The organism is Marivita sp. S0852 (assembly GCF_046591575.1).
In the GTDB taxonomy this organism is placed as follows: domain Bacteria; phylum Pseudomonadota; class Alphaproteobacteria; order Rhodobacterales; family Rhodobacteraceae; genus Marivita.
The window spans coordinates 283587-305583 of the sequence record NZ_JBIQWA010000003.1 but is presented as its reverse complement, the minus strand read 5'-3'; the positions used below and the strand labels follow the sequence as shown (position 1 = coordinate 305583).

At 58.2% G+C, this 21997-nt stretch carries 19 protein-coding genes and 2 tRNA genes; 13 read left to right on the top strand and 8 right to left on the bottom strand.

Annotated elements, in window-relative coordinates; genetic code table 11:
* Positions 1-322 precede the first annotated feature (322 nt).
* Both ACG74X_RS07890 and ACG74X_RS07885 read left to right on the top strand, forming a co-directional pair.
* Positions 323-399: transfer RNA gene (locus ACG74X_RS07890), tRNA-Asp, on the top strand.
* A gap of 27 nt (positions 400-426) precedes the next feature.
* Positions 427-503, top strand: a tRNA-Asp gene (locus tag ACG74X_RS07885).
* Positions 504-518: 15 nt separating this feature from the next.
* On the opposite strand, the gene ACG74X_RS07880 is transcribed toward ACG74X_RS07885, so the two are convergent.
* From ACG74X_RS07880 to ACG74X_RS07870, 3 genes are all read right to left on the bottom strand, one after another.
* Positions 519-1379 (bottom strand): alpha/beta fold hydrolase, encoded by an 861-nt coding sequence (locus ACG74X_RS07880; protein ID WP_411233806.1) that lies wholly within the window; start codon positions 1377-1379, stop codon positions 519-521.
* Positions 1376-1930: a hypothetical protein gene (locus tag ACG74X_RS07875; protein WP_411233804.1), complete on the bottom strand. Its 555-nt coding sequence runs from the start codon at positions 1928-1930 to the stop codon at positions 1376-1378. The genes ACG74X_RS07880 and ACG74X_RS07875 overlap by 4 nt, the downstream gene beginning before the upstream one ends.
* Positions 1931-2059: 129 nt before the next feature.
* Positions 2060-3436 carry a M20/M25/M40 family metallo-hydrolase gene (locus ACG74X_RS07870; protein WP_411233803.1) on the bottom strand — a complete coding sequence of 459 codons (1377 nt, stop codon included), beginning with the start codon at positions 3434-3436 and terminating at the stop codon, positions 2060-2062.
* A gap of 284 nt (positions 3437-3720) precedes the next feature.
* On the opposite strand from ACG74X_RS07870, the gene hemA reads away from it, so the two are divergent.
* From hemA to ACG74X_RS07845, 5 genes are all read left to right on the top strand, one after another.
* Positions 3721-4944, top strand: coding sequence for a 5-aminolevulinate synthase (gene hemA / locus ACG74X_RS07865; RefSeq protein ID WP_411233801.1), 1224 nt, complete (start codon positions 3721-3723; stop codon positions 4942-4944).
* Between the two features lie 219 nt (positions 4945-5163).
* Positions 5164-6672 (top strand): helix-turn-helix domain-containing protein, encoded by a 1509-nt coding sequence (locus ACG74X_RS07860; RefSeq protein WP_411233799.1) that lies wholly within the window; start codon positions 5164-5166, stop codon positions 6670-6672.
* 109 nt (positions 6673-6781) lie between these two features.
* Positions 6782-7912: a flavodoxin-dependent (E)-4-hydroxy-3-methylbut-2-enyl-diphosphate synthase gene (gene ispG / locus ACG74X_RS07855; protein WP_411233797.1), complete on the top strand. Its 1131-nt coding sequence runs from the start codon at positions 6782-6784 to the stop codon at positions 7910-7912.
* 60 nt (positions 7913-7972) lie between these two features.
* Positions 7973-9118: a DNA cytosine methyltransferase gene (locus tag ACG74X_RS07850; RefSeq protein WP_411233795.1), complete on the top strand. Its 1146-nt coding sequence runs from the start codon at positions 7973-7975 to the stop codon at positions 9116-9118.
* On the top strand, positions 9118-9654 hold the full coding sequence (locus ACG74X_RS07845; protein ID WP_411233793.1) for a GIY-YIG nuclease family protein: 537 nt from the start codon (positions 9118-9120) through the stop codon (positions 9652-9654). The genes ACG74X_RS07850 and ACG74X_RS07845 overlap by 1 nt, the downstream gene beginning before the upstream one ends.
* On the opposite strand, the gene ACG74X_RS07840 is transcribed toward ACG74X_RS07845, so the two are convergent.
* Positions 9651-10409, bottom strand: a complete 759-nt coding sequence (locus ACG74X_RS07840; protein ID WP_411233791.1) for a DsbA family protein — start codon at positions 10407-10409, stop codon at positions 9651-9653. The two genes, ACG74X_RS07845 and ACG74X_RS07840, sit on opposite strands and share 4 nt — an antisense overlap.
* Positions 10410-10431: 22 nt before the next feature.
* Entirely contained in the window at positions 10432-11769 is a 1338-nt protein-coding gene (locus ACG74X_RS07835; protein ID WP_411233789.1) for a M48 family metalloprotease, read from the bottom strand.
* 57 nt (positions 11770-11826) lie between these two features.
* On the opposite strand from ACG74X_RS07835, the gene ACG74X_RS07830 reads away from it, so the two are divergent.
* The 5 genes from ACG74X_RS07830 (at position 11827) to ACG74X_RS07810 (ending at position 19080) form a co-directional block, all read left to right on the top strand.
* Entirely contained in the window at positions 11827-12981 is a 1155-nt protein-coding gene (locus tag ACG74X_RS07830; protein WP_411233788.1) for a pyridoxal phosphate-dependent aminotransferase, read from the top strand.
* Between the two features lie 76 nt (positions 12982-13057).
* Positions 13058-14275, top strand: a complete 1218-nt coding sequence (locus ACG74X_RS07825) for an N-acetylmuramoyl-L-alanine amidase (protein ID WP_411233786.1) — start codon at positions 13058-13060, stop codon at positions 14273-14275.
* A gap of 113 nt (positions 14276-14388) precedes the next feature.
* On the top strand, positions 14389-16941 hold the full coding sequence (locus ACG74X_RS07820; protein WP_411233785.1) for a penicillin-binding protein 1A: 2553 nt from the start codon (positions 14389-14391) through the stop codon (positions 16939-16941).
* A gap of 97 nt (positions 16942-17038) precedes the next feature.
* A complete protein-coding gene (prfB, locus tag ACG74X_RS07815; protein ID WP_411234195.1) occupies positions 17039-18163 on the top strand; it encodes a peptide chain release factor 2 in 1125 nt (374 codons plus the stop codon).
* A 125-nt stretch (positions 18164-18288) separates the two neighbouring features.
* A complete protein-coding gene (locus tag ACG74X_RS07810) occupies positions 18289-19080 on the top strand; it encodes a DUF2189 domain-containing protein (protein ID WP_411234193.1) in 792 nt (263 codons plus the stop codon).
* 12 nt (positions 19081-19092) lie between these two features.
* On the opposite strand, the gene ACG74X_RS07805 is transcribed toward ACG74X_RS07810, so the two are convergent.
* From ACG74X_RS07805 to ACG74X_RS07795, 3 genes are all read right to left on the bottom strand, one after another.
* Positions 19093-19305 carry a hypothetical protein gene (locus ACG74X_RS07805; protein ID WP_411233784.1) on the bottom strand — a complete coding sequence of 71 codons (213 nt, stop codon included), beginning with the start codon at positions 19303-19305 and terminating at the stop codon, positions 19093-19095.
* Positions 19302-20450, bottom strand: coding sequence for an aromatic ring-hydroxylating oxygenase subunit alpha (locus tag ACG74X_RS07800; protein WP_411233782.1), 1149 nt, complete (start codon positions 20448-20450; stop codon positions 19302-19304). Before ACG74X_RS07800 ends, ACG74X_RS07805 begins: the two co-directional genes overlap by 4 nt.
* Positions 20451-20548: 98 nt before the next feature.
* Positions 20549-21343, bottom strand: a complete 795-nt coding sequence (locus ACG74X_RS07795; protein ID WP_411233780.1) for a helix-turn-helix domain-containing protein — start codon at positions 21341-21343, stop codon at positions 20549-20551.
* Positions 21344-21602: 259 nt separating this feature from the next.
* Between ACG74X_RS07795 and ACG74X_RS07790 the strand changes: the two genes are divergently transcribed.
* Positions 21603-21974: a hypothetical protein gene (locus tag ACG74X_RS07790; protein WP_411233779.1), complete on the top strand. Its 372-nt coding sequence runs from the start codon at positions 21603-21605 to the stop codon at positions 21972-21974.
* Positions 21975-21997 lie beyond the last annotated feature (23 nt).

The following is a 21997-nucleotide window of genomic DNA, read 5'->3' as shown; positions in this document are numbered from 1 at the left end:
TTCGTTTGTATTTTAATGTATTCCTTTGTTTCCCTGTTGGTGTTCAAGGCGGGATGGGGGCGCTTTGGGCGCGACGGGGGTGGTGAATCGCCGTAGCAACCTGACATGGGCCGTCTTGTGCGAATGACGTCAGGCCGGATTTTCCCGGCATGTTTTGAAATTACCCGTCATAAAATGCGTGGCTTTTCATAAAGATAAGGAGGGCATGTGGCGACGTCTTTGTCCGGCGGTACTTTTGCGACCGAAATCGTATTGAAAGCGCTTGACGGGGCAGTGTCGTATCCATAGAACCCGCGACACGCCCAGATGCGGGCGGCAGTGAGCGGTTGTAGCTCAGATGGTTAGAGTACCGGCCTGTCACGCCGGGGGTCGCGGGTTCGAGCCCCGTCAACCGCGCCACCACTGCCAAACGGATCAGCGTTATGCGCGGTTGTAGCTCAGATGGTTAGAGTACCGGCCTGTCACGCCGGGGGTCGCGGGTTCGAGCCCCGTCAACCGCGCCACTTCTTCTTTTCAGGTCAGAGAGATTTCAAAAATTCAAGCAGTGCGCCTTGGGTCTCTGTTGGAACCTGGTCGGGGAAGAAATGCCCGCCTGGCATGGGTTTTGACGTCAGGTTTGATACCCGATCCGCCCATCTTGCGGGAACATCCAAAAGCCGCGCCATTGCGCCATCTTGTCCATATAGAACCAGCGTGGGGCAGGTGACGCGCCGATCAAGGTCCGCCGCGTCGTCGCCCCAATCAATCTCCAGCGCCGCGCGATAATCGTGGCACATGGCCCGGATGGTGTCAGGCCTGCGCCATGCCGTGCGGTAGAGCGTCAACAGGTGTGGATCAAATTGATCAAGGCTGGCCTTGCCGAATCCCAAAAGGCAGCGTTCAAAATAGGCGTCCGGATCGTGACCGATCAGGGTTTCGGGAAACGGGTAGGGCTGCGCCAGAAACAGCCAGTGATAATAGGCTTGGGCGATCCGGGTGGTCATGTTGGACAGCAGATATTCAGTTGGCACAATGTCCATCACGGTCAGGCTGTCCACCGCGTTGGGATGATCAAGGGCGATACGATGCGCCGTGCGGGCACCCCGGTCATGTCCGGCAAGGTGGAAATGCGGGTGCCCCAGCGCCGTCATCAGGTTAACCATGTCAGCGCCCATCAGGCGAAAGGACATATCCTGCACCGACGTTGGTTTGGTGCTGTCGCCATAGCCGCGCAGATCAGCGCTCACAACTGTGAACTGTTCGGCCAAGCCGGGCACCATCGGACGCCACATGGCCCGTGTCTGGGGAAAGCCGTGCAACAGTAAAAGAGGTGGCCCGGTCCCGGTCACCTCATATGCAATGGTCTGAGAATTTGTGTTAAACGTCTGCGGCGCGCTCATTTCGCCGATGAGGAAACCATCACAACGCTGGCCCAGTCAATACCTGCAAATTGCAGGGTGCGCTGCTGGGCGTAGTCCAGAATGTCGTTTGTGCTGCTAAAGCCGGCATATTCGACCCCGGCTTGAATATAGGCGTCCGGAACAAAAGTCATGCCAAGCGCGGCGCAGGCGCCCGTGACCAGCCCGGTGGCATTCCAGCGGCCGGTGGCGCGCGGGTTCAGGATGCGGAAAATGTTGAACACGTAAAAAAGCGCCAGCCCAATGGCCAGGAGGGACACACCGTTCATGGCGTAAGTCAGGAATTGCGGTGGCCAGCCAGAGGTCAGCAGCAGGCTTTGAACCTGCGATGGGTTATGGACCGCGTAAAGCGCGGCGATGGCCATGGCAAACCCCAGTCCCGCCATTATGATCGGCTTATCGCCATTGGCAAAGCTGGTCTTGTCGACTTCCCAGGGTTTTCGTTCAAATCGGGCTTCTTCGGGAAGGGCCGCAAACTTTGGATCAAGCCGCTCGATGCGGCTCAAAAAATCGTTGCGATCCTGTTTTTTCATCATCCGTTTCATGCGTTAACCATTCGCTAGGAATTGTGACCACAATTTGGACCTGCTGCGACTGGTACGGGGTATTGGTGTGATGAAATTCGGCGATCTTGGGACTTTGCGGTTTTGTTGTGACGGCGGTCAGCCTTGAGTTAACGCCGCCAGAATGCGCGCCCAGCTGCGTGTGCCCTTGTGAAAGCTGTCCACATCGTATTTTTCGTTGGGGCTGTGTATCTGGTCGTCATCCTTGCCAAACCCGATCAACATTGATTCAGTTCCAAGGATCGACTGGAAATACCCGGCCACGGGGATAGAGCCGCCGGAGCCGACAAAAGCGGCGGGATCGGGCCATTCATCGCTGAGCGCTGCGCGGGCCTTGTCGAAAGCCGGGTTGTCCACCGACATCACCGATGCTGGTGACGCGCCGTGGCTTATGAAGTCGATGGTGCAATCTGGCGGGAGCATGGCCGAGACCATTTCGCGAAACCGGTCGCGGATGACATGGGGATCTTGCTGTCCGACCAGCCGGAAACTGATCTTGGCGCTGGCGGTGGATGGCAGCACGGTTTTGAACCCGTCGCCCTGATAACCGCCGCCGATGCCGTTGACCTCGCAGGTGGGGCGCGACCACAGCATCTCAAGCGCGCTGCGTCCTGCTTCGCCCGCAAGGGTGTCCAGACCGACCTCTGCCAGAAATGCCTTGTGGTCAAACCCAAGGTTTTCCCATTGTGCCATCATGTCATCCGGCAGGTCCGGCACATCGTCATAGAATCCGGGGACCGTGATACGTCCGTTTTCATCATGCAGGGCCGCGATAATGTGCGACAGAACCCGGATGGGGTTGATCGCGGCACCGCCGAACATGCCGGAATGCAGGTCTTTGTCGGGGCCGGTGATGGTGATTTCTTCCTGCAACATCCCGCGCAGCATGGTGACAATGGCCGGAACGCGGCTGTCGAAAAGTCCTGTATCGCAGATGAGTGCGATGTCGGTTTTCAACTCGTCCGCGTTGGCTTTCAGAAACGGGATCAATGACGGAGAGCCGGATTCCTCTTCGCCCTCGAAGAAGAAGGTGATCTTGCAGGGCAGAGTGCCGTGTTCGGCCTTCCAGGCGCGGCAGGCTTCGAGAAAGGTCATCAACTGCCCCTTGTCATCTGCCGCGCCGCGGCCGCGGATGACCTTTCCCTTGGGGGTGTCCTGGATTTCGGGATCAAACGGATCGCGATGCCAAAGCGAAAGCGGGTCGACGGGTTGCACATCATAATGCCCGTAAAACAAAAGATGCGGTCCGGGGCCGTCGCTATGGCCGACCACCATCGGATGCCCTTGTGTCTCGCGCTTGGATGCGTCGATCCCCATGGACTGCAAATCAGCTACCAGCCAATCGGCTGCCTGATCGCAATTTTTTTTGAAGGCCGGGTCGGTCGAGATAGAGGGGATGCGCAACAGCTCTAGAAGTCGGTCGAGGCTGTTGGGCAGGTCAGAATCAATACGTGCAAGAACGGGATCGACAGACATCTTGGTCTCCTGTTGGTGAGTTGCGCAAAGCCTAGCATCGCAAAAAGCACTGTCCAGAGCGTCTGATCGGGCCTCCACGGCTACAATGATGTGAGAAATATACAGTTTTTTAACACAAGTGCATGGCGGGGCCTGAAGGCTTGATTCAGATCAAGGCTGCGACGGTAAGTCGTTCTCTACAAAGATTGCCATCAAAGGATGCACTCTATATCCAAACTTAAGTTTTATTGCGCCAAGCGACTGACGGGTAAGCGACTCAGAACGCAGGCAAAAAGGAGAAGCCGGTGAGCTATACCGACAAACTCGACGAAGCCCTGAACCGCCTGCATGACGAAGGCCGCTACCGGACGTTTATTGATATCGAGCGCACCAAGGGACAGTTCCCCCATGCGGTATGGCGCAAGCCCGATGGAACCGAGCAGAACATCACTGTGTGGTGTGGCAACGACTATCTTGGTATGGGCCAGCATCCAGCGGTTCTGGCCGCGATGCACGAGGCGCTTGACGCCACGGGTGCCGGATCGGGGGGCACGCGCAATATCTCTGGGACAACCGTATATCACAAACGGCTCGAAGCCGAGATTGCCGATCTGCACCACAAGGAAGCCGCACTGCTGTTCACGTCGGCCTATATCGCTAACGATGCGACATTGTCGACGCTGCCCAGACTGTTTCCGGGTCTCATCATTTATTCGGATGCGTTGAACCACGCGTCGATGATCGAAGGCGTGCGGCGCAATGGTGGGGCCAAGCGTATCTTCCGCCACAATGATGTCGCGCATCTGCGTGAATTGCTGGCGGCGGACGATCCCGATGTGCCCAAGGTGATCGCGTTTGAATCGATCTATTCGATGGACGGAGATTTCGGCCCGATCAAGGAAATCTGCGATCTTGCGGATGAATTCAACGCGCTGACATATATCGACGAAGTGCACGCGGTTGGCATGTACGGCCCGCGCGGTGCCGGTGTGGCGGAACGGGATGGTCTGATGGACCGCATCGACATCATCAATGGCACCCTGGCCAAAGCCTACGGCGTGATGGGCGGCTATATCGCGGCATCTGCGAAGATGTGCGATGCGATCCGCTCTTATGCGCCGGGCTTTATCTTTACCACGTCTTTGCCCCCCGCAGTTGCGGCAGGTGCAGCGGCATCTGTGGCGCATCTCAAGACCGATCAAAGCCTGCGGGACCAGCACCAGCTTCAGGCGCGCATCCTCAAGATGCGGCTCAAGGGGCTTGGATTGCCGATTGTTGACCATGGCAGCCACATTATTCCGGTGATGGTCGGCGACCCGGTCCACACCAAGCAAATGTCGGACATGATGCTGGAACGCTTTGGGATTTACGTGCAACCGATCAATTTCCCGACGGTGCCCAGAGGGACCGAACGGCTGCGTTTCACGCCGTCCCCTGTGCATGGTCCGAAAGAGATCGATCGTCTGGTCCAGGCCATGGACGAGCTTTGGTCGCATTGTGCGCTAAATCGTGCCGAATTGAGTGCTTAACGTTCGGAAACCGTGCATTAAACCTTGCCGTGTGTTAACGTAACCGCAATAAAAAGCGCGACTCGACTCACCGGGTACGTGTAACACAGGCATCGTGTAAGCGGTAAGAACGGCAAGGGGCAGCGAATGATTGGGCGTAAACCCCCAAAACAAACGCACGATACTTCTCAAGAGGTACCGCGCGGTTTCGATGATTTCGAATTGCGTTTGGGTGATGTTATGCGCGGAGAACGCGCCACGCTCGGGAAATCCCTGCTGGACGTGCAGCGCGAATTGCGCATCAAAGCCAGCTATATCGCCGCTATAGAAAATTGCGATCCCACAGCATTTGACACACCCGGCTTTATCGCCGGGTATGTGCGTTCTTATGCACGCTATCTTGGCATGGACCCGGACGACACGTTTGCCGTCTTCTGTGCCGAAAGCGGATTTGAAACGGCGCATGGCATGTCGCATGCCGCCTCGCCGCGTAAACAGCTGGATGTTTCGGCGCTTAACGGCCCGATTTCCGATCGTGACCCGTTTTCCCAGCCGGTTCTGCCCTTTGCTCCCAGCAGCGATTCCTTTTTGTCTCGGATTGAGCCGGGCGCGATTGGATCGACCCTTGTTCTTGTGATGCTCCTGGGCGGGCTGGGCTATGGCGGGTACTCGGTTCTGCAAGAGGTGCAGCGCGTTCAATTGGCCCCGGTCGATCAAACGCCGGTTGTGCTGTCGGACCTTGACCCGTTACAAACCACCATCCAGCCGACGTCGGAAAACCCGGAATCGGATGAAACCGTTGCGGATGCCGGGGCGGGTGTGTTCACACCACCGCCAAGCGTTGACGCGTTTGATCGGCTCTACCGCCCGCAGGCGCTGGATGTTCCGGTTCTTGTCGCGCGGGATGCGCCGATTTCCACCCTTGATCCCAACAGCCTGGGCGCGTTTGCCCAAACTGAACGCCGGACATTGCCATCGGTTGATCTTGAACCCGCCGGTGGGCTGATCGGCAGCCAGTTGGCGTCGACGCAAGGGCTGTCGGAGGAGGGTGTGACCTTGATCGCAGCGCGGCCAGCCTGGGTGCGGGTGCGCGGCGATGATCGTTCCGTGATCTTTGAACGTGTGATGGCAGCAGGCGAGACGTGGACGGTGCCCGCATCGCAAACCGGCGCTCTTTTGAATGTCGGCGAAAGCGGGGCCATTTATGCCTCGGTCAACGGCCGTACGGTGGGTCCGGTTGGTCCTGCCGGTACAGTGACGTCTGATCTGCCACTGGATGGCCCGACGCTGGCTGCGGCACTGGAACCGGCCAATCTGCAAAACGACGGGGATCTGAACCGTGTTCTGGCCGATCTTGGCGCGGTGCCGTCGCAGCCAAGTATTGGGCAACCGAAGATCCTGGAAGACACTGCGCCGGGCGTGACCCTTGTGGCGGTGCGCCCTGCGTGGATTCGTGTCCGCGCGGCGGATGGCAGCGTGATTTATGAGACGATCATGAACGCCGGTGACACCTATCAGGTGCCTGCAACAGAACAGCCTCCGACGCTGCGTGTGGGCGAATCCGGGGCCATTTATTTTGCGATGAACGGACAGACCTACGGCCCGGCGGGGCCCAGAGGATCGGTCACGTCGAACCTGGCCTTGTCCGTTGATGAACTGTCGAACCAATACTCGGTCGCCTCGATCGAGGCCGACAGTGATCTGGCGCGGATTGTTGCGGAACTCGCCGTGCCAGAGACCGCTGAATAAGCACATGCCGTCAAAGATTTGGCGCTTGAAGCAGGTCGCATGCGGCCCTAGCTATACGCGTGCAAAAGCTGTACAGTTTGGTTGACACATTCCGCCGGAGGAACACTGCATGAGCCTCAATCACATCCGCCCGTGGCGCAACATCTACCGTCGGACATCGCGTCAGATCATGGTCGGTGACGTGCCGGTTGGGGGGGATGCCCCGATCACGGTGCAAACAATGACCAACACATTGACGCCGGATGTCAAAGCTACGATTGCACAAGTCCAAGCAGCAGCCGACGCAGGCGCGGATATTGTTCGGATTTCGGTGCCGGATGAAGACAGCTCGCGGGCGTTGAAAGAAATTGTGAAAGAAAGCCCGGTTCCCATCGTGGCGGATATCCACTTTCACTATAAACGCGGGATCGAGGCGGCAGAGGCCGGGGCAGCCTGTTTGCGCATCAATCCGGGCAATATCGGGTCATCCGACCGCGTTAAGGAAGTGATCAAAGCGGCGCGGGATCACAATTCTTCCATTCGCATCGGCGTGAATGCCGGGTCACTGGAAAAACACTTGCTCGACAAGTATGGCGAGCCCTGTCCCGATGCGATGGTTGAATCCGGTCTGGACCACATCAAGATCTTGCAGGACAACGATTTTCACGAATTCAAGATCAGCTGCAAAGCCTCGGATGTGTTCATGGCAGCGGCGGCCTATCAGCAACTGGCCGAGGCAACAGACGCCCCGATCCACCTTGGGATCACCGAAGCGGGCGGGCTGATGTCGGGGACAATCAAATCGGCGATTGGCCTTGGCAACCTGCTTTGGATGGGCATCGGAGATACCATCCGGGTGTCTCTGTCCGCCGATCCCGTCGAAGAGGTGAAGGTGGGGTATGAAATCCTCAAATCTCTGGGTTTGCGCCATCGTGGTGTGAATATCATTTCTTGCCCAAGCTGCGCGCGTCAGGGCTTTGACGTGATCAAAACGGTGGAAGCACTGGAAGAACGGCTTGAGCACATCAAGACACCGATGAGCCTGTCGATCATCGGCTGTGTGGTGAACGGCCCCGGCGAAGCGTTGATGACGGATGTCGGGTTTACCGGCGGCGGCAATGGGTCAGGGATGGTTTACCTTGCCGGTGCGCAAAGCCACAAATTGTCGAATGAACAGATGATCGAACATATTGTCGAACAGGTCGAAGCCAAGGCCGCTGAACTGGATGCCGAAAGCGCCGCGAAAGAGGCCGCCGAGTAAGCTCGGATTTCCTATCGACACCTAAAACGGGTGATTGTATCCATAGATATGGTATCGCCCGTGTTAAATCCCCCCAAGTATGCCGAATTCTTCTGTGGCGGTGGAATGGTGCGCGCTGCGTTGAAATCGCAGTGGGACTGCGCGTTGGCAAATGATATCGACCGCATGAAAGCCCATGTTTACGAGGCAAACTGGGGCAAGGACGGTCTTGTCGTCAGTGATGTGTGCGATATCCCGGACGGGATTTTGCGCCAGCCCATTGACCTCTATTGGGCCTCCAGCCCGTGTCAGGATTTCAGTCTGGCGGGCAAGGGCCGGGGGCTGAACGGCCAGCGCAGTGGTGTGTTCCGGTCCTGGATTCAGAAAATCACACCGGCGGTGCAAGACGGATTTGCACCTTCGATCATTGCCTTTGAAAACGTATCCGGTTTGATTTCCCGCCGCAACGGTCAGGATTTTGAAGAGGTTCTGCGCAGTCTGATTGATCTGGGCTACAATGTCGGTGCGCTAGAGATTGATGCCCGCCATTATGTGCCGCAAAGCAGGCCGCGTCTGTTTGTGATTGCATTGCATAAATCGGTAGCCCCCATGTCGCTTTGTGATGCGCGTCCGACATCGGTCTATCATACCAAACGCCTGCGCAGCTTTATCGCCACGGCACCTCGGCGGATCAAACAATCCTGGTGCTGGTGGCGCATCGACCTGCCCACGCGCAGGGTGCCGGAGTTGCAGAGTTTGATTGAGGTCGACACGGGCCTTGAGTGGTTAAGCCCCGCCGAGGTGGACCGGTTGGTGTCCTTGATGAGCGACCCCAGCAGGCACAGACTTGAGGCGGCACAGCAGTCAGGCCGGATCGAAATAGGCACTTTGTATAAACGGGGCCGTCCGGATGCCCACGGCAGAACCCGCCAGCGGGCGGAAATCCGGTTTGACGGGCTGGCTGGATGTTTGCGCACGCCGTCGGGCGGATCGTCCCGCCAGACTTTGGTTGTGGTCGAGGGGGCGGCGGTCAAAGCCCGGTTGCTCAGTTCCAGAGAAGCGGTCAGGCTCATGGGCCTGGCGGACAGCTATGTCATTCCGGACAATTACAACAGCGCCTACAAGGTTGCGGGCGACGGCGTTGTGGTGCCGTTGGTCCGCCATCTGGATGCTGCGATTTTTCAGCCGGCTTTGAAGATCGCGCAAAAATCGTCAAAGGCGGCGTAGTGACCGCACAGGCATACAGGGCCACCGCGCTCAAGGCGCTGACGAATGAAATCGGCGTTTATGCGTTGTGTGATCTGGACGAGATCCCGATCTATGTCGGCCAGTCCACCGATGGCATCCGCGCACGGGTCCAGCGTCATTTGACATCGGCCAGATCGGATGTGATTGCCAATCGCCAGATTGATGTGTGGGAAATCGCGTTTGTCTGGGCCTGGCCGGTTGCGTCACGTGACCAGATTACACCGCTTGAACGGCACTTATTTAACCGGTTTGACGCGTCTCACAAGCTGATGAACGGGAAAACCCTGGACGCGCCGATGCAGGATGTTGCGGTGCCCGAGATGCAGCGCGTACAGGTCATCGATGAACAAGAGCGCCTGAACCGATTGTTGCCGGACCAACGACTGCTTCGGCAAATCGCGCAATATAACACGCTTGTGGATTACATCCTGAACGTTAAAAACGCGGATCACCTGAAACAGTCGTTAGCGGCGCATTTCGAACGGCTGGTCCGATATCATCAGCGGTTTCTTTAACCGTCCCGGCGTTCCTCCGCGATCACCTCTTGCATCGCATCCAAAGGCAGGTAGCCGCGGATCATCTGCCCGCCCATGACAAAGCTGGGGGTGCCGCTGATTTGCAACCGCTCTGCCAAGGCGCGGGTTTGGGCCAGCTGTTGGGTGATGTCATCACCGTCCATCGCGGCGATCACAGCATCGGCATCAAGTTCCAGCGTGTCGGCAAGGCGGCGCAAGACGGGTTCCTGCATGTCCGAATTCAGCGCAATCAGCGCTTCATTGGCGGCTTTATAGGCGTCATCCCCCGCAACCTCTCGGACGGCCAGGGCAAAGCGGGCTGAAATCACCGAGTTTTCGCCAAGAATGGGGAATTCCTTGGCGATATAGCGAATATTGCCATCGCTTTCCAAAAGCGCCTGCACCTCTGGATGGGCCTTGCGGCAGAATCCGCAGCGGTAGTCAAAGAATTCCACAATGGTGACATCGCCGTCGGGGTTTCCGCCGACCCAGGAATACCCGTCATTGAACAGCTCTTCGGAATGGGCGGCCACAAGTTCCAGATCGCCCTGCGCCTGTTGCTCGGCCTGGCGGTCTTCAAGAACCTGTACCGCTTCCATGATGACTTGCGGGTTTTCCAAAAGATACGCCCGAACCTGCGCGCCGAATGCGTCGCGTTCGGCATCTGTCATCGCGCCAAAGTCGAATTCAGCGGCGGAAACGCCGGTTGCCATGAAAAGCGCTGTGAGGGAACAGGCAAGGCGGGATTTGAACATCAAACTCTCCATTATCGGATTTTCAGCGCTGTGTGGCGCGTTGCGCAGCAATTAACACATCCTGCGCGCGTTGCCATGGGCCTGACCCGCGCGACAGCGCCCCTTCGGCGCGTTTTGCGTGGATCGCGGCGTCTTTCAATCTGCCCTGAAGGGCATACCGTTCGGCAGTGACGAGCGAGGCCATCGCGGTTTTGCCGGTTTTTGCATAGGCCACCGACAAATCGCGCAGGATACGGGCATCGCCAAAATCCCGTCCGCGCGCCGTTTCCAGCACCCGCACCGCCTCACCGGCATTGCCTGCGGCCAAATGGGCGCGCCCCAGCCCGCCAAGAACCAGCGGTTCGCGCGGTGCCAGACGGGCGGCGGCGGAATAGACCGCCACAGCATCCGAGGCGCGGCGCGATTCCAGCAGGATCTGGCCTTTCAACTCGCGCAGAAACGGATCATTGGGGCGCATCGAAATCGCGCCATCGATATTGGCCAGCGCGTTGCGCAGATCGCTTTGCCGGTGATAGGCGACCGCCTTGCGCATCTGTGCGATATCGGCAGACCCGCTTTGATCGGCACGACGCAGCGTCCAGCTGGGCGCGCGTGTGAACGCGGTCAGCTTGCCTTTGGCGCGGGCAAACCAGTAATTGGCGGTCGGGTCCGGGGCGGTGTTCGCCGAGACACCCGCAACCAGACCTTTCAATGCACGCAATCGGTCCCGTGTCAAAGGGTGGGAGCGCATATACGGGTCCTGGCGGCGTTCGGACAGGGCCACTTGACCACGAAACAGATCCTGCACCTCGATTGCGCCCTGCGAATCGACACCGGCCTGCACCAGATACCGGATAGAGCTGATATCGGCCGAGGCCTCTTCGGCGCGGGTATGGGCCAGAAAGCTGCGCATCGCCGATGTTTGGGTGCCGATTGCAATCCCCGCAGCCGCCTGACCCCCACCGGCCGCCGCGGCAGCCGCGGCCAGCACAAGGCCCAAGCCTGCCGCCGTGCGCGCAGTGCGTATGTTGCCCATCCGCCGGGCGATATGGCCATTGGCAATATGCGCGGCCTCATGGGCGATCACCGCCTGAATTTGCGCGGCACTGTCCAGCTTGGAGAGCAACCCCGAGTGAATGAAAATATGGCTGGTGTCGACGATAAACGCATTCAAAGTGTTGTCGTTGATCAGCAGAATACGCACCTGATTTGGACTAAGGCCAGCGGCGCGCAGGATCGGGATGCCCAGTTGCTTGAGCGCGTATTCGATATCTGCATCCCGCAACAGCTGTGCGGCCTTGGCGGGGGCCGCTGCGATCAGCGCTGTCAGACAAAGACCCAGCCCCGTCATTCGAAAAAGATGCAGTGTCGCTCTATACATTGACGTTGCCCCGTATTCGCCCATAGGTCTGCCGCAAAACACGGTACGGAGAGATTGATGCGGAACTCAAGCCGTGGGGCGGTTGATCCCTTTATCGTGATGGATGTCATGGATGCCGCGCGCCGCGCCGAAGAGGCCGGGCGTCATATAATCCATATGGAAGTGGGCCAGCCGGGCACTCCGGCACCGGTACGGGCGCGCGATGCGGTGGCCGATGCCATGCGCGATGATCCGCTGGGATACACCGTGGCTTTGGGCCTTCCGGCGCTCAGACGGCGCATCGCACGCCTGTATGGTGACTGGTACAATGTCGATCTTGATCCGGCGCGCGTTGTTGTCACTCCGGGGTCTTCGGGCGGATTCATCCTAGCGTTTTCTGCCTTGTTCGATGGCGGGGACCGCATCGCTTTGGGCGCGCCGGGCTATCCGTCATATCGCCAGATCATGAAATCGCTCGATCTGGTTCCGGTCGAAATCCAGACCCGCGCCGAGGCACGTTATCAGCTAGAGCCATCTGATCTGACAGGGGTGGACTATGAGGGCATGATGGTGGCCTCGCCAGCCAATCCGACCGGCACAATGCTGGGCAAAGCTGCCTTGTCCGATCTGATCGACGCCGCACAGGCGCGCGGCGCGGCGTTCTTGTCGGACGAGATTTATCACGGGATCGAATACGAACAAAAGGCGGTCACCGCCCTTCAGATCAGTGACGATGTGTGCGTCATCAATTCGTTTTCCAAATTCTTCAGCATGACGGGCTGGCGTGTGGGGTGGCTGGTTTTGCCGGAAAACTCTGTGCGCCAGGTCGAACGCTTGGCGCAGAACATGTTCATTTGCGCGCCGCATGTGTCACAGGTCGCGGCTTTGGCCGCGATGGAGGCCACCGAGGAATTGAACCTGAACATGGAAATCTACCGTGAAAACCGGCGCTTGATGATCGACGGACTGCCCAAGGCCGGGTTTGATCGCATCGCACCGCCGGATGGCGCGTTTTACGTCTATGCTGATATCTCCCATATCACCACCGACAGCCGCGATTTTGCCCGCGCCATTCTGGACGAGGCCGGTGTTGCGGTGACGCCGGGGCTGGATTTTGATCCGATGCGGGGCGGCGGAACTGTGCGGTTTTCCTATGCACGATCCACCAAAGACATCGTGGAGGGGCTGGAACGGCTGCAGGTGTTCATGCGCAAACATGGCCATATCGACTGATGCATCGAACCTGTTCTGCGGTGCCCGAATCCGCTATATATGTGCCAATGACCCGATCAGAGGTCTTTGGAGGAACATGAGCGGTATTCTAACGCGGTTTTGGGCGATTGTGCTGTGCGCCGGTCTGGCAGGGCCTGTCGCCGCGCAGGATCTGGGGGCCTTGGCGCGCTTTGAAACTGGCGCAATTCAGGACATCAGGCGCGGTGCCGAATTGCGGCTCGAGATCAGCCAGGGGGTGCCGTGGCGTGTGTTCACGCTGAGCGCGCCCAATCGGCTTGTGATGGATTTTCGCGAGGTGCAATGGGGCGATGTTGACCCCCAAAGCCTGATTGCCGGGGTGCGAGTGACCGCTGTGCGTATGGGCGGCTATCGTCCCGGTTGGTCGCGTCTGGTGGCCGAACTGGCCGAACCGATGACGATCAGAACCGCCGCGCTTGAGACGGATGTTACCTCCGGCCGCGCGGTCATCACTGTGCGGATCGACAGCACGGACCAAGCCACGTTCGATGCCGCATCGGGTGCCCCGCAGGACCCGCGCTGGGATTTGCCAAAGGCCGCCGATGTTACCGCGGTGCCGCCTCGTGATCCTGATCGGTTGATGGTGGTTCTTGATCCCGGTCACGGCGGCATTGATCCCGGTGCCGAGCGTGGCACGGTCAACGAGGCCGATCTGATGCTGGTGTTCGCCCGAGAGCTGCAAGACGTGCTGCGCCGGGCGGGTGGATTTGACGTGGCGTTAACCCGGACCGGCGATTACTTTGTGTCGCTGGAAGCGCGTGTCGCCGCAGCGCGGGACGCGGGGGCAGACCTGTTCATTTCGTTGCACGCGGATGCTCTGGCTGAAGGTCAGGCGCGGGGGGCGGCCGTTTATACCTTGTCTGACGCCGCCTCTGATGCCGCCTCTGCCGCCCTGGCCGAACGGCATGACCGCGATGACCTGTTGGCGGGGGTGGATCTAAGCCGGTCGGATGATCGCGTGGCCAGCGTATTGATGAGCCTGGCACGGCTGCAAAATGCGCCGCGCAGCGAAGCCTTGGCCAAACATATGCTGCGCGGGATCGAAAACGCCGTTGGACGCGTTCACAAACGGCCTTTGCGCAGCGCGGGGTTTTCGGTGCTCAAGGCCGCGGACATTCCGTCGGTTTTGCTGGAGGTCGGGTTTTTGTCTACCGATGAAGACCTCAGAAACCTCAGCGATCCGATCTGGCGGCAGGGCATGGCGGCTGGCATCCGCGACGGGCTGATGGCCTGGCGGGACGAAGACACAGCCCTTGCGCCGCTCAGGCGCAAGTAAACCACCCTGTGACCTTGCGTCATAGGCAACCGGATGCCGGTCCACGCGGCATTGTGTTTTGACCAATCCCCTCCAGTTTTGTAGGGGTTGAAGAACCAGTACAGGGGCACAGAGTGACCAGATTCATCCTGTCTTTTTTCGGGGCGATTTTCAGCCTCATCACCTTGGGTGCCATGATGGTGGCGCTTGCGGTCGGTGCGGTGTTCTGGATGTATGGCCGTGACCTGCCCAGTCATGAAAGCCTGGCACAATATACGCCGCCCACGATCAGCCGCATTTATTCGGTCGAAGGCCGGATCATCGACGAATTCGCCCAGGAACGCCGCCTGTTCACGCCGGCCAATGAAATACCGGATCTGGTCAAACAGGCGTTTATTTCTGCCGAGGACAAGAATTTCTACAGCCATCAAGGCTATGACCTGCGCGGCATTGCGGCGGCGGCTGTGGATGCGGTGGCCTCTGGTGGACGGGACGTGCGCGGCGCGTCAACGATCACGCAACAGGTGATGAAGAACTTTCTGCTTTCCGGGGATCGCCGGGTCGAGCGCAAGATCAAAGAGATCATTCTTGCATCCCGCATCGAGGACACGCTGAGCAAAGAGAAAATCCTTGAACTTTACATGAACGAGATCTTTCTTGGGCAGAACTCCTATGGCGTGACCGCCGCGGCGCAGACATATTTCAACAAACCCCTGACAGAACTGGCTCCGCATGAGGCCGCGACACTGGCCTCCATGCCCAAGGCACCATCCGAATTCCATCCGGTGCGCCGGAAAGACCGGCTTTTGTCGCGTCGGAACTTTGTGCTGAAGGAAATGTACGAAAACGGGTTCATTGATCAGGCCACCTACGAGGTCGAGGTTGCGATGCCGTTGAAATCTGTTCAGAACGGTGATTACGAACCGTTCCGCGCAGCGCTGCCTCCGCGCAACTATTTTACCGATGAAATCCGCCGTCAATTGAGCGTCGACTTTGGAGAAGGTGAGTTCTTTTCCGGCGGTTTCAGTGTCCGCGCCACACTTGATCCGGAACTTCAGGTCGAAGCCGAGGATGCGCTGCAACGGGCGCTGGAACGTTATGACCGGTCGCAAGGCGTCTGGCGCGGGACAGGCAAGACCATTCCGCAAGACCAATTGACCGACGAAGCCTCTTGGCGGGCCGCACTTAACAATGTGAACATCGCACGCGACATCCAGCTGGAGAATCCCTGGTATCCGGCGGTTGTGCTTGAGGTCGGCACCAATGATGCGCGGATCGGGATCGAGGGCATACTGGATGACGAAGACGGGCATTGGGTGCCCGCACGCGACGTCCAATGGGCTCGCAAGCGCAACGAAGACGGCACGCTTGGACGTAAGGGCCAGGTCGCGGGCGATCTGGTTGACGTGGGCGATGTTGTGCATGTGCGGCGGATGACGTCGGATGATGATGGCAGCTTTATTCGCTGGACGCTACGTCAGGTTCCGCAGGTGCAGGGTGCCTTTATGGCGATGGACGTCAACACCGGCCGGGTGCTGGCGATGCAGGGCGGGTTCAGCTATCAGCATTCGGTCTTCAACCGTGCCACACAGGCACAGCGCCAGCCCGGATCAAGCTTTAAGCCGTTCGTGTTCGCCGCAGCGCTGGACAGTGGCTATTCCCCGGCCACCATCGTTGTGGATGCCCCGATTGAGATCAACACACCGCAAGGTGTCTGGCGTCCGAAAAATGCGTCCAACCGGTTTTACGGCCCCACGCCTTTGCGCACGGGTATCGAACAATCACGAAACCTGATGACCATTCGACTGGCGCAAGAGGTCGGCATGGACACGGTTGCGCGCTATGCGGAAAAGTTTGGCGTGTATGACAATATGGGGCGTGTGCTGGCCAACGCGCTTGGGGCGGATGAAACCACGCTTTACAAAATGGTCGCCGCCTACGCGATGTTCGCAAATGGCGGGGAACGGGTGGAGCCAACGCTGGTTGACCGGGTTCAGGACCGGTTTGGCAATACGGTTTACAGGCATGATCAGCGTGTGTGCGAAGATTGCACGTTGCCAAATCTACAGGCGGGGCAGGGCCCAACCGTGCGCAGCAACCGGGAACGCGTGATGGATTCGGTGACGGCCTATCAGCTGACCTCGATGATGACCGGCGTGGTGGAACGCGGCACGGCACGCAGTGCTGTGAACCTGCCGGTCCCAACCGCTGGCAAAACCGGTACGACGAATGATGCCAAGGATGTCTGGTTTGTGGGCTTCACCTCCAACATCGTGGCCGGGTGCTATATCGGGTTTGACCAACCCCGCAGCCTTGGACGCGGCGCGTCCGGGGGCGGCATGTGTGGCCCGGTGTTCAATTCGTTTATGCAAAAGGCCGTGGCCAAATATGGCGGCAGTGCCTTCAGGCCGCCGGACAGCTGTGATTTCATCAAAATCGACCGCACAACCGGTGCGCGCCTGTCTGACAGTGCCAGCGGCCCCAACGTTGTGGCCGAGTGTTTCCGCCAGGGCGAAGAGCCGATTTTTGGCATCCAATTCGATGGCGGATTTGCCATGGGCTCGAATTTCGAGCTGTTCGAAGGCGGCAATCAGGCGGCCAAGCAAGTGACCACATCAAGCGGTGGAACGGCAATCGTTGGACCCAAAGCGACGTTCGGCACGCTTAGCTCTGGTGGGCTTTACTAACGACTGCGATGAAATCCAGCCCGCGCGCTGCCTTGTCGGGGCGGCGGGGCTGGTCTATCACTTGCCCATATCAAAGATCGAGCAAACAGGACCGCCAATGCGCGCTGAAATTCAGAACATCGTTGATCAGATTGAAAAATCCGTGAATCTGCTTGAGCAGCGTCTGGATTGGGAGACGGCCCAGCATCGGCTGGAAGAATTCAACGCCCGTGTCGAAGACCCGAACCTGTGGGACGATCCAGCAGCGGCGCAAAAGCTGATGCGGGACCGGCAAATGCTGGTGGACGCGATCGAGACCTACACCTCGATCAAGCAAGACTTGTCCGACAATGTCGAGATGATCGAACTGGGCGAAATGGAGGACGATCAGGAAGTCGTCACGGATGCCGAAGAAGCGCTGAAATCGCTTGCGGACAAGGCCGCCAAAAAAGAACTGGAGGCGCTGCTGGATGGCGAAGCAGACGGCAATGACACGTTCCTCGAAATCAACTCTGGCGCAGGTGGCACGGAATCCTGCGATTGGGCCAACATGCTGGCGCGGATGTATGTCCGCTGGGCCGAACGGCGCGGCTACGAGGTGGAGCTTCAATCCGAAACACCGGGTGAAGAGGCGGGCATCAAATCGGCTGCCTATAAGATCTCTGGTCCGAACGCCTATGGCTGGTTGAAATCCGAAAGCGGCGTGCATCGCCTGGTGCGGATCTCGCCTTTCGACAGCGCCGCAAAACGCCATACGTCATTCTGTTCGGTCTGGGTCTATCCGGTTGTGGATGACAATATCGAAATCGAGGTCAATCCGGCGGATATTCGCATCGACACCTATCGCTCTTCCGGTGCCGGTGGGCAGCACGTCAACACCACGGATTCGGCGGTGCGTATCACCCACAATCCGACAGGGATTGTTGTCACCAGTTCCGAAAAATCCCAGCACCAAAACCGGGATATCGCCATGAAGGCGTTGAAATCGCGGCTTTATCAGCTTGAGCTGGACCGACGCAACGCGGACATCAACGCAGCCCACGAAGCCAAAGGGGATGCCGGCTGGGGCAATCAGATCCGCTCTTACGTGCTGCAGCCTTATCAGATGGTCAAAGACCTGCGCACCAATCACGAAACATCCGACACCAAAGGCGTTTTGGATGGCGATCTTGACCCGTTCATGGCCGCAACCCTTGCGCAGAACGTGTCCGGCAAATCGCGCGCAGAAGCTCAGGGCGACTGACCCGACCCGCGGGGGATGCCGCTTGAAACCCGCCGGTTGCGCCGGTCTGTGACAGCTTGTTATTGCCAAATGCCGCCCAAGTGGATTTCATAGCCATATTCAAAGGTCAGGTGTTGGAGAATGGCATGAATGACAGCCCCGAACTTGGTGTGCCCGCATTGGGCACAGTGTCGGTTGAGACGCTGAAGCTGGCCTTGAGGCGGGGATGGCAGGACATGAAACGCGCGCCGGGCTTTGCCTTTGTATTTGCCGGGTTTTACGTTCTGGCAGGGTGGGGGATCACCTGGATCACCCTCAGCTCGGGCACGACATTCTGGTTGGTTCTGGCCGCCATCGGGTTTCCATTGATCGGCCCGTTTGCGGCGGTCGGTCTTTATGACGTCAGCCGACGGATCGAACGCGGTGATCCGCTGGTCGCTTCGGAGATCTTTGGCGTTGTGCTTCAGCAGTCGCGCCGTCAACTTCCGTCGATCTGTGCGATCATCGTGATCGTGTTTTTATTCTGGTTCTTCATCGGCCACATGATCTTTGCGCTTTTTCTGGGGCTAAGCACGATGACCAATGTATCTTCCTCGTTCGAGGTGTACCTGTCGAGCAACGGCCTGTTGATGCTGACGGTTGGCACGATTGTCGGGGCCTTGTTCGCGATCCTGTTGTTTAACATCACGGTGCTTGCCCTGCCGCTTTTGCTGGATCGCGAAGTGGATTTCGTCACCGCGATGATCACATCTTTTCAGTATGTGCTGCAGCATCCGGTGGTGATGCTGGGCTGGGGGGCGTTTATCGCTATTGTGACCTTTCTGGCATTGCTGCCGGGCTTTCTGGGCCTGTTCGTGGCGTTGCCTTTGCTGGGTCACGCAACATGGCACCTTTACGATATCCTTAATCAGGACAGCCCCTCGGCACCCTCAGCGTAACGCTTCTTTGCTCTAAATCCGTCCGTTTTCCGCAAGCTTTGCCCGAAGCGCGTCTTCTCGCGCATCTCCCGCCTCCAGCGCGAACACATAGGCATGGGTCAGAAAAAAGCAGGCCGCATCATGGTCGGATGCGCTGTCCGCCGCCGCCATGTAGCCGGAAACCAACGCATCCAGATCGCCCCTGTCATGGGCTTCCAAAAGCGCTGCGTTGGTATCCGGTGTCATGTCCTGTCCCTATAGGCCCCAAGTCGCGCGGCAGCCCATTGGTGAAAGCAAAGGGTCGGACCGTCCATCGCCGGTGAAAACCGGCCACCGTCAAAGCCCGGCGCACGACGCCCGCGCTGCATACCTTCGACAACAAAGATGTCTTCCTCAAAAACCTCTTTCCACTGTGCCGCATTGCGGCGACGCAACGTGTCATCGGGTGTTTCGGTCGCATAGTACAGATGGACCTGTTCTTCCGTCCGGTTCGGGCCATCTGGTTGCAGAATGATCGCAAACGCATGATCGCGGTGCACGCCTAGCAACACGTTTGGATAAATCGCCAGATACTCGGCCCCGGCGTCCCACTTTGACCCAAGCCCGCCAAAATCCTCAAAGCTGTGTCCCGCCTCATCCTTGAGCTGGCGATACACCAACGTGCCCTGGCCGGAAAAGACGCCGGGTTGTTCGATATTGTAGTGGTCTTCCAGCCGTGAATAGCTGTTGAGACCGGGATGCACCCAAGGCAGGTGATAGCTTTCGCAGTAATTCTCGACCGCCAGTTTCCAATTCGCCGCGACACTCAGGGTAAAGCGGCTGTCCGCGCCGCCGTGATACATCGGCTGATCAAAATCCCGCCAGCGGGTGATGATATCGGACATCGCGTCCTCGAATGCGGGGGCAGTGCCGGACAGGTTGATCCAGACAACATCGCGCCAGATATGGCTGCGAACTTCGATCAGGCCCAGCGTGTCGGGATCAATCTCGTCATGGGTATTCCGTCCCGGCCCACCGACATGCGGCGTTGCGACCAGCTTTCCCTGCGTGCTGTAACACCAGGAATGATAGGGGCAGCGAATGGCTCCTTCGATCTTGCGCGGCTGATCCACCAGGATCATGCCTCGGTGACGGCAGATGTTCTGAAACACCCGAACACCATCATCCCGGCCCCGTATCAGCAAAAGAGGGATGTCCAGAAAGGTCAGCGGAACGGCATCGCCGATGTCTGCAACATCAGAGGCCACAGCCAAACCTGCCCAGCCAGACCCAAACAGCGCGTCGCGTTCCTCGTCGTACTTTTCAGTGTCGATATAATGCGCATTGAGCAAGCCACGCGCGCGGGCTGTTGGTTTGTGAATATCGGCAAGATCCGGGTCCAGTACCGTCATGTCAGCCTCCCGCAAAGCACATGAGGCAGCGTCGGCTGTGATATGGGCCATGGTCGCGCCGGTTCGCGACATCCGATGCCGCCAACGGACAGCGCGTGTCAGGTAAACGGCTCGTCTATGCGCAATTGCGTGCGTTGAAAGGGAATCAAATCATCGGCGCAACAAAAGCCAGAATTGCGCGCCGCTGCGCGTATTTTGGCACCATCACTTCCCAGATATTCGTAAACAAGCCGCGCCACGCGCGATCCATTCATGTTTTCCCGAACGGTTCTGACGGTATATCCAACCCAATAATTGTTCTGAAAAGACGGGATCTGTGCCAGGAAATTGAACGATGTCGTCAGGGAATTACGCCGACTGACCAGTCCCGCAATCCCGCCTTCCTGCGCCAGCAGAATCCCCCGGAATTCCCGCGTTTTCGGGTCCGCTGGCAAACCCTGTTGCACCATGGCTTCTTTCGCTTCAAAGCCGCGGATAAACGTCGCGTCGTCCTTCCGGTACACATAGACAAGCCCCTGAATGAACATGGTTTCATCCAGAAAACTGCGCCTTGCAAATTGGTAAAACCCGCTGGGAAAGATCTGCTCTGGCAATTGCGACACCCCGGCTGCTAGAAAATCCGCAATCTCGGGATGCCCCAACACGGTGCGTGCGCCCGACCCGATCTCGGATAACGGTTCCAGGATGATCCGGGCGTCCACGTTGAAATATTTGCAAATCCGGAACAACACATCCGGACGCGGAAAGCTCTCGCCGGAAAGATACCGGTTAAACTGTGTGCGGTTGATGCCAAGGTCCCTGCATAATGCAGATATTGACGCCGTGGATTTCGCCAATTCGCGCAGATTGGCACCAAGGGTATCGCGCAATTCTGAAGGTGTGGGCGGTTGCATGTCAGCCGTTTTTCCAGAGGTCGTTTCCAGCCGAAGCTAAGTGAAAACTGTAGCAGCCACTGTGACGATCTTTGCTGTTCAAGCCACCGCCGCTGTCGCTACAAACTACTCTTGACGCTGATACGCATTGCTTTTGACGTCATATGGAGTCAGGGTCAATGGATATTGACACAAAATTCGATGGAACGACGCAGACTTCATCATGTTCTGAGGCTTCAAAACTTAACACATTGGGCACATAAGATGGGGATCTGAAATTATGACAATGCAGAGTATGTTTGGCGTTGTGCTGTGGTCTGACACGACAGCACAGAAGGCCGTTATTTGGTGCGAAGATCAAGGGGAACTGGCCTATTATACACCGGAAGAGTGTATTCACGAGGCACCGTCACTGGACGCCGGCGATCTGGTTCAATTCGACGTCACGGTCAAGCAAAACGTGCGCAAGGCAAGCAATCCGCAACTGTTGATGCAATCGCATTCACCGGATTTGCCGCGAAAGCTGAAAGCCAGCAATCTTGCGTCCTCTGGCGCGGCCTCACCAGCGACAGAGGCGGACACTCAGAATATCATTGACCTGTCGCATTATCAGGATGCCGAACCCGAAGGCGGCAAAATCGCCATGGGCTGACACTGTCTGACACCGGGCCTGGT

What these genes read in the sequence shown, in the direction of transcription:
- ACG74X_RS07880 (WP_411233806.1), bottom strand. Translation starts at nt 1,379, where the DNA reads ATGAGCGCGCCGCAGACGTTTAACACAAATTCTCAGACCATTGCATAT.
- ACG74X_RS07875 (WP_411233804.1), bottom strand. Translation starts at nt 1,930, where the DNA reads ATGAAAAAACAGGATCGCAACGATTTTTTGAGCCGCATCGAGCGGCTT.
- ACG74X_RS07870 (WP_411233803.1), bottom strand. Translation starts at nt 3,436, where the DNA reads ATGTCTGTCGATCCCGTTCTTGCACGTATTGATTCTGACCTGCCCAAC.
- ACG74X_RS07860 (WP_411233799.1), top strand. Translation starts at nt 5,164, where the DNA reads ATGCGCGGAGAACGCGCCACGCTCGGGAAATCCCTGCTGGACGTGCAG.
- ispG (WP_411233797.1), top strand. Translation starts at nt 6,782, where the DNA reads ATGAGCCTCAATCACATCCGCCCGTGGCGCAACATCTACCGTCGGACA.
- ACG74X_RS07840 (WP_411233791.1), bottom strand. Translation starts at nt 10,409, where the DNA reads ATGTTCAAATCCCGCCTTGCCTGTTCCCTCACAGCGCTTTTCATGGCA.
- ACG74X_RS07835 (WP_411233789.1), bottom strand. Translation starts at nt 11,769, where the DNA reads ATGTATAGAGCGACACTGCATCTTTTTCGAATGACGGGGCTGGGTCTT.
- ACG74X_RS07830 (WP_411233788.1), top strand. Translation starts at nt 11,827, where the DNA reads ATGCGGAACTCAAGCCGTGGGGCGGTTGATCCCTTTATCGTGATGGAT.
- ACG74X_RS07825 (WP_411233786.1), top strand. Translation starts at nt 13,058, where the DNA reads ATGAGCGGTATTCTAACGCGGTTTTGGGCGATTGTGCTGTGCGCCGGT.
- prfB (WP_411234195.1), top strand. Translation starts at nt 17,039, where the DNA reads ATGCGCGCTGAAATTCAGAACATCGTTGATCAGATTGAAAAATCCGTG.
- ACG74X_RS07810 (WP_411234193.1), top strand. Translation starts at nt 18,289, where the DNA reads ATGAATGACAGCCCCGAACTTGGTGTGCCCGCATTGGGCACAGTGTCG.
- ACG74X_RS07805 (WP_411233784.1), bottom strand. Translation starts at nt 19,305, where the DNA reads ATGACACCGGATACCAACGCAGCGCTTTTGGAAGCCCATGACAGGGGC.
- ACG74X_RS07800 (WP_411233782.1), bottom strand. Translation starts at nt 20,450, where the DNA reads ATGACGGTACTGGACCCGGATCTTGCCGATATTCACAAACCAACAGCC.
- ACG74X_RS07795 (WP_411233780.1), bottom strand. Translation starts at nt 21,343, where the DNA reads ATGCAACCGCCCACACCTTCAGAATTGCGCGATACCCTTGGTGCCAAT.
- ACG74X_RS07790 (WP_411233779.1), top strand. Translation starts at nt 21,603, where the DNA reads ATGACAATGCAGAGTATGTTTGGCGTTGTGCTGTGGTCTGACACGACA.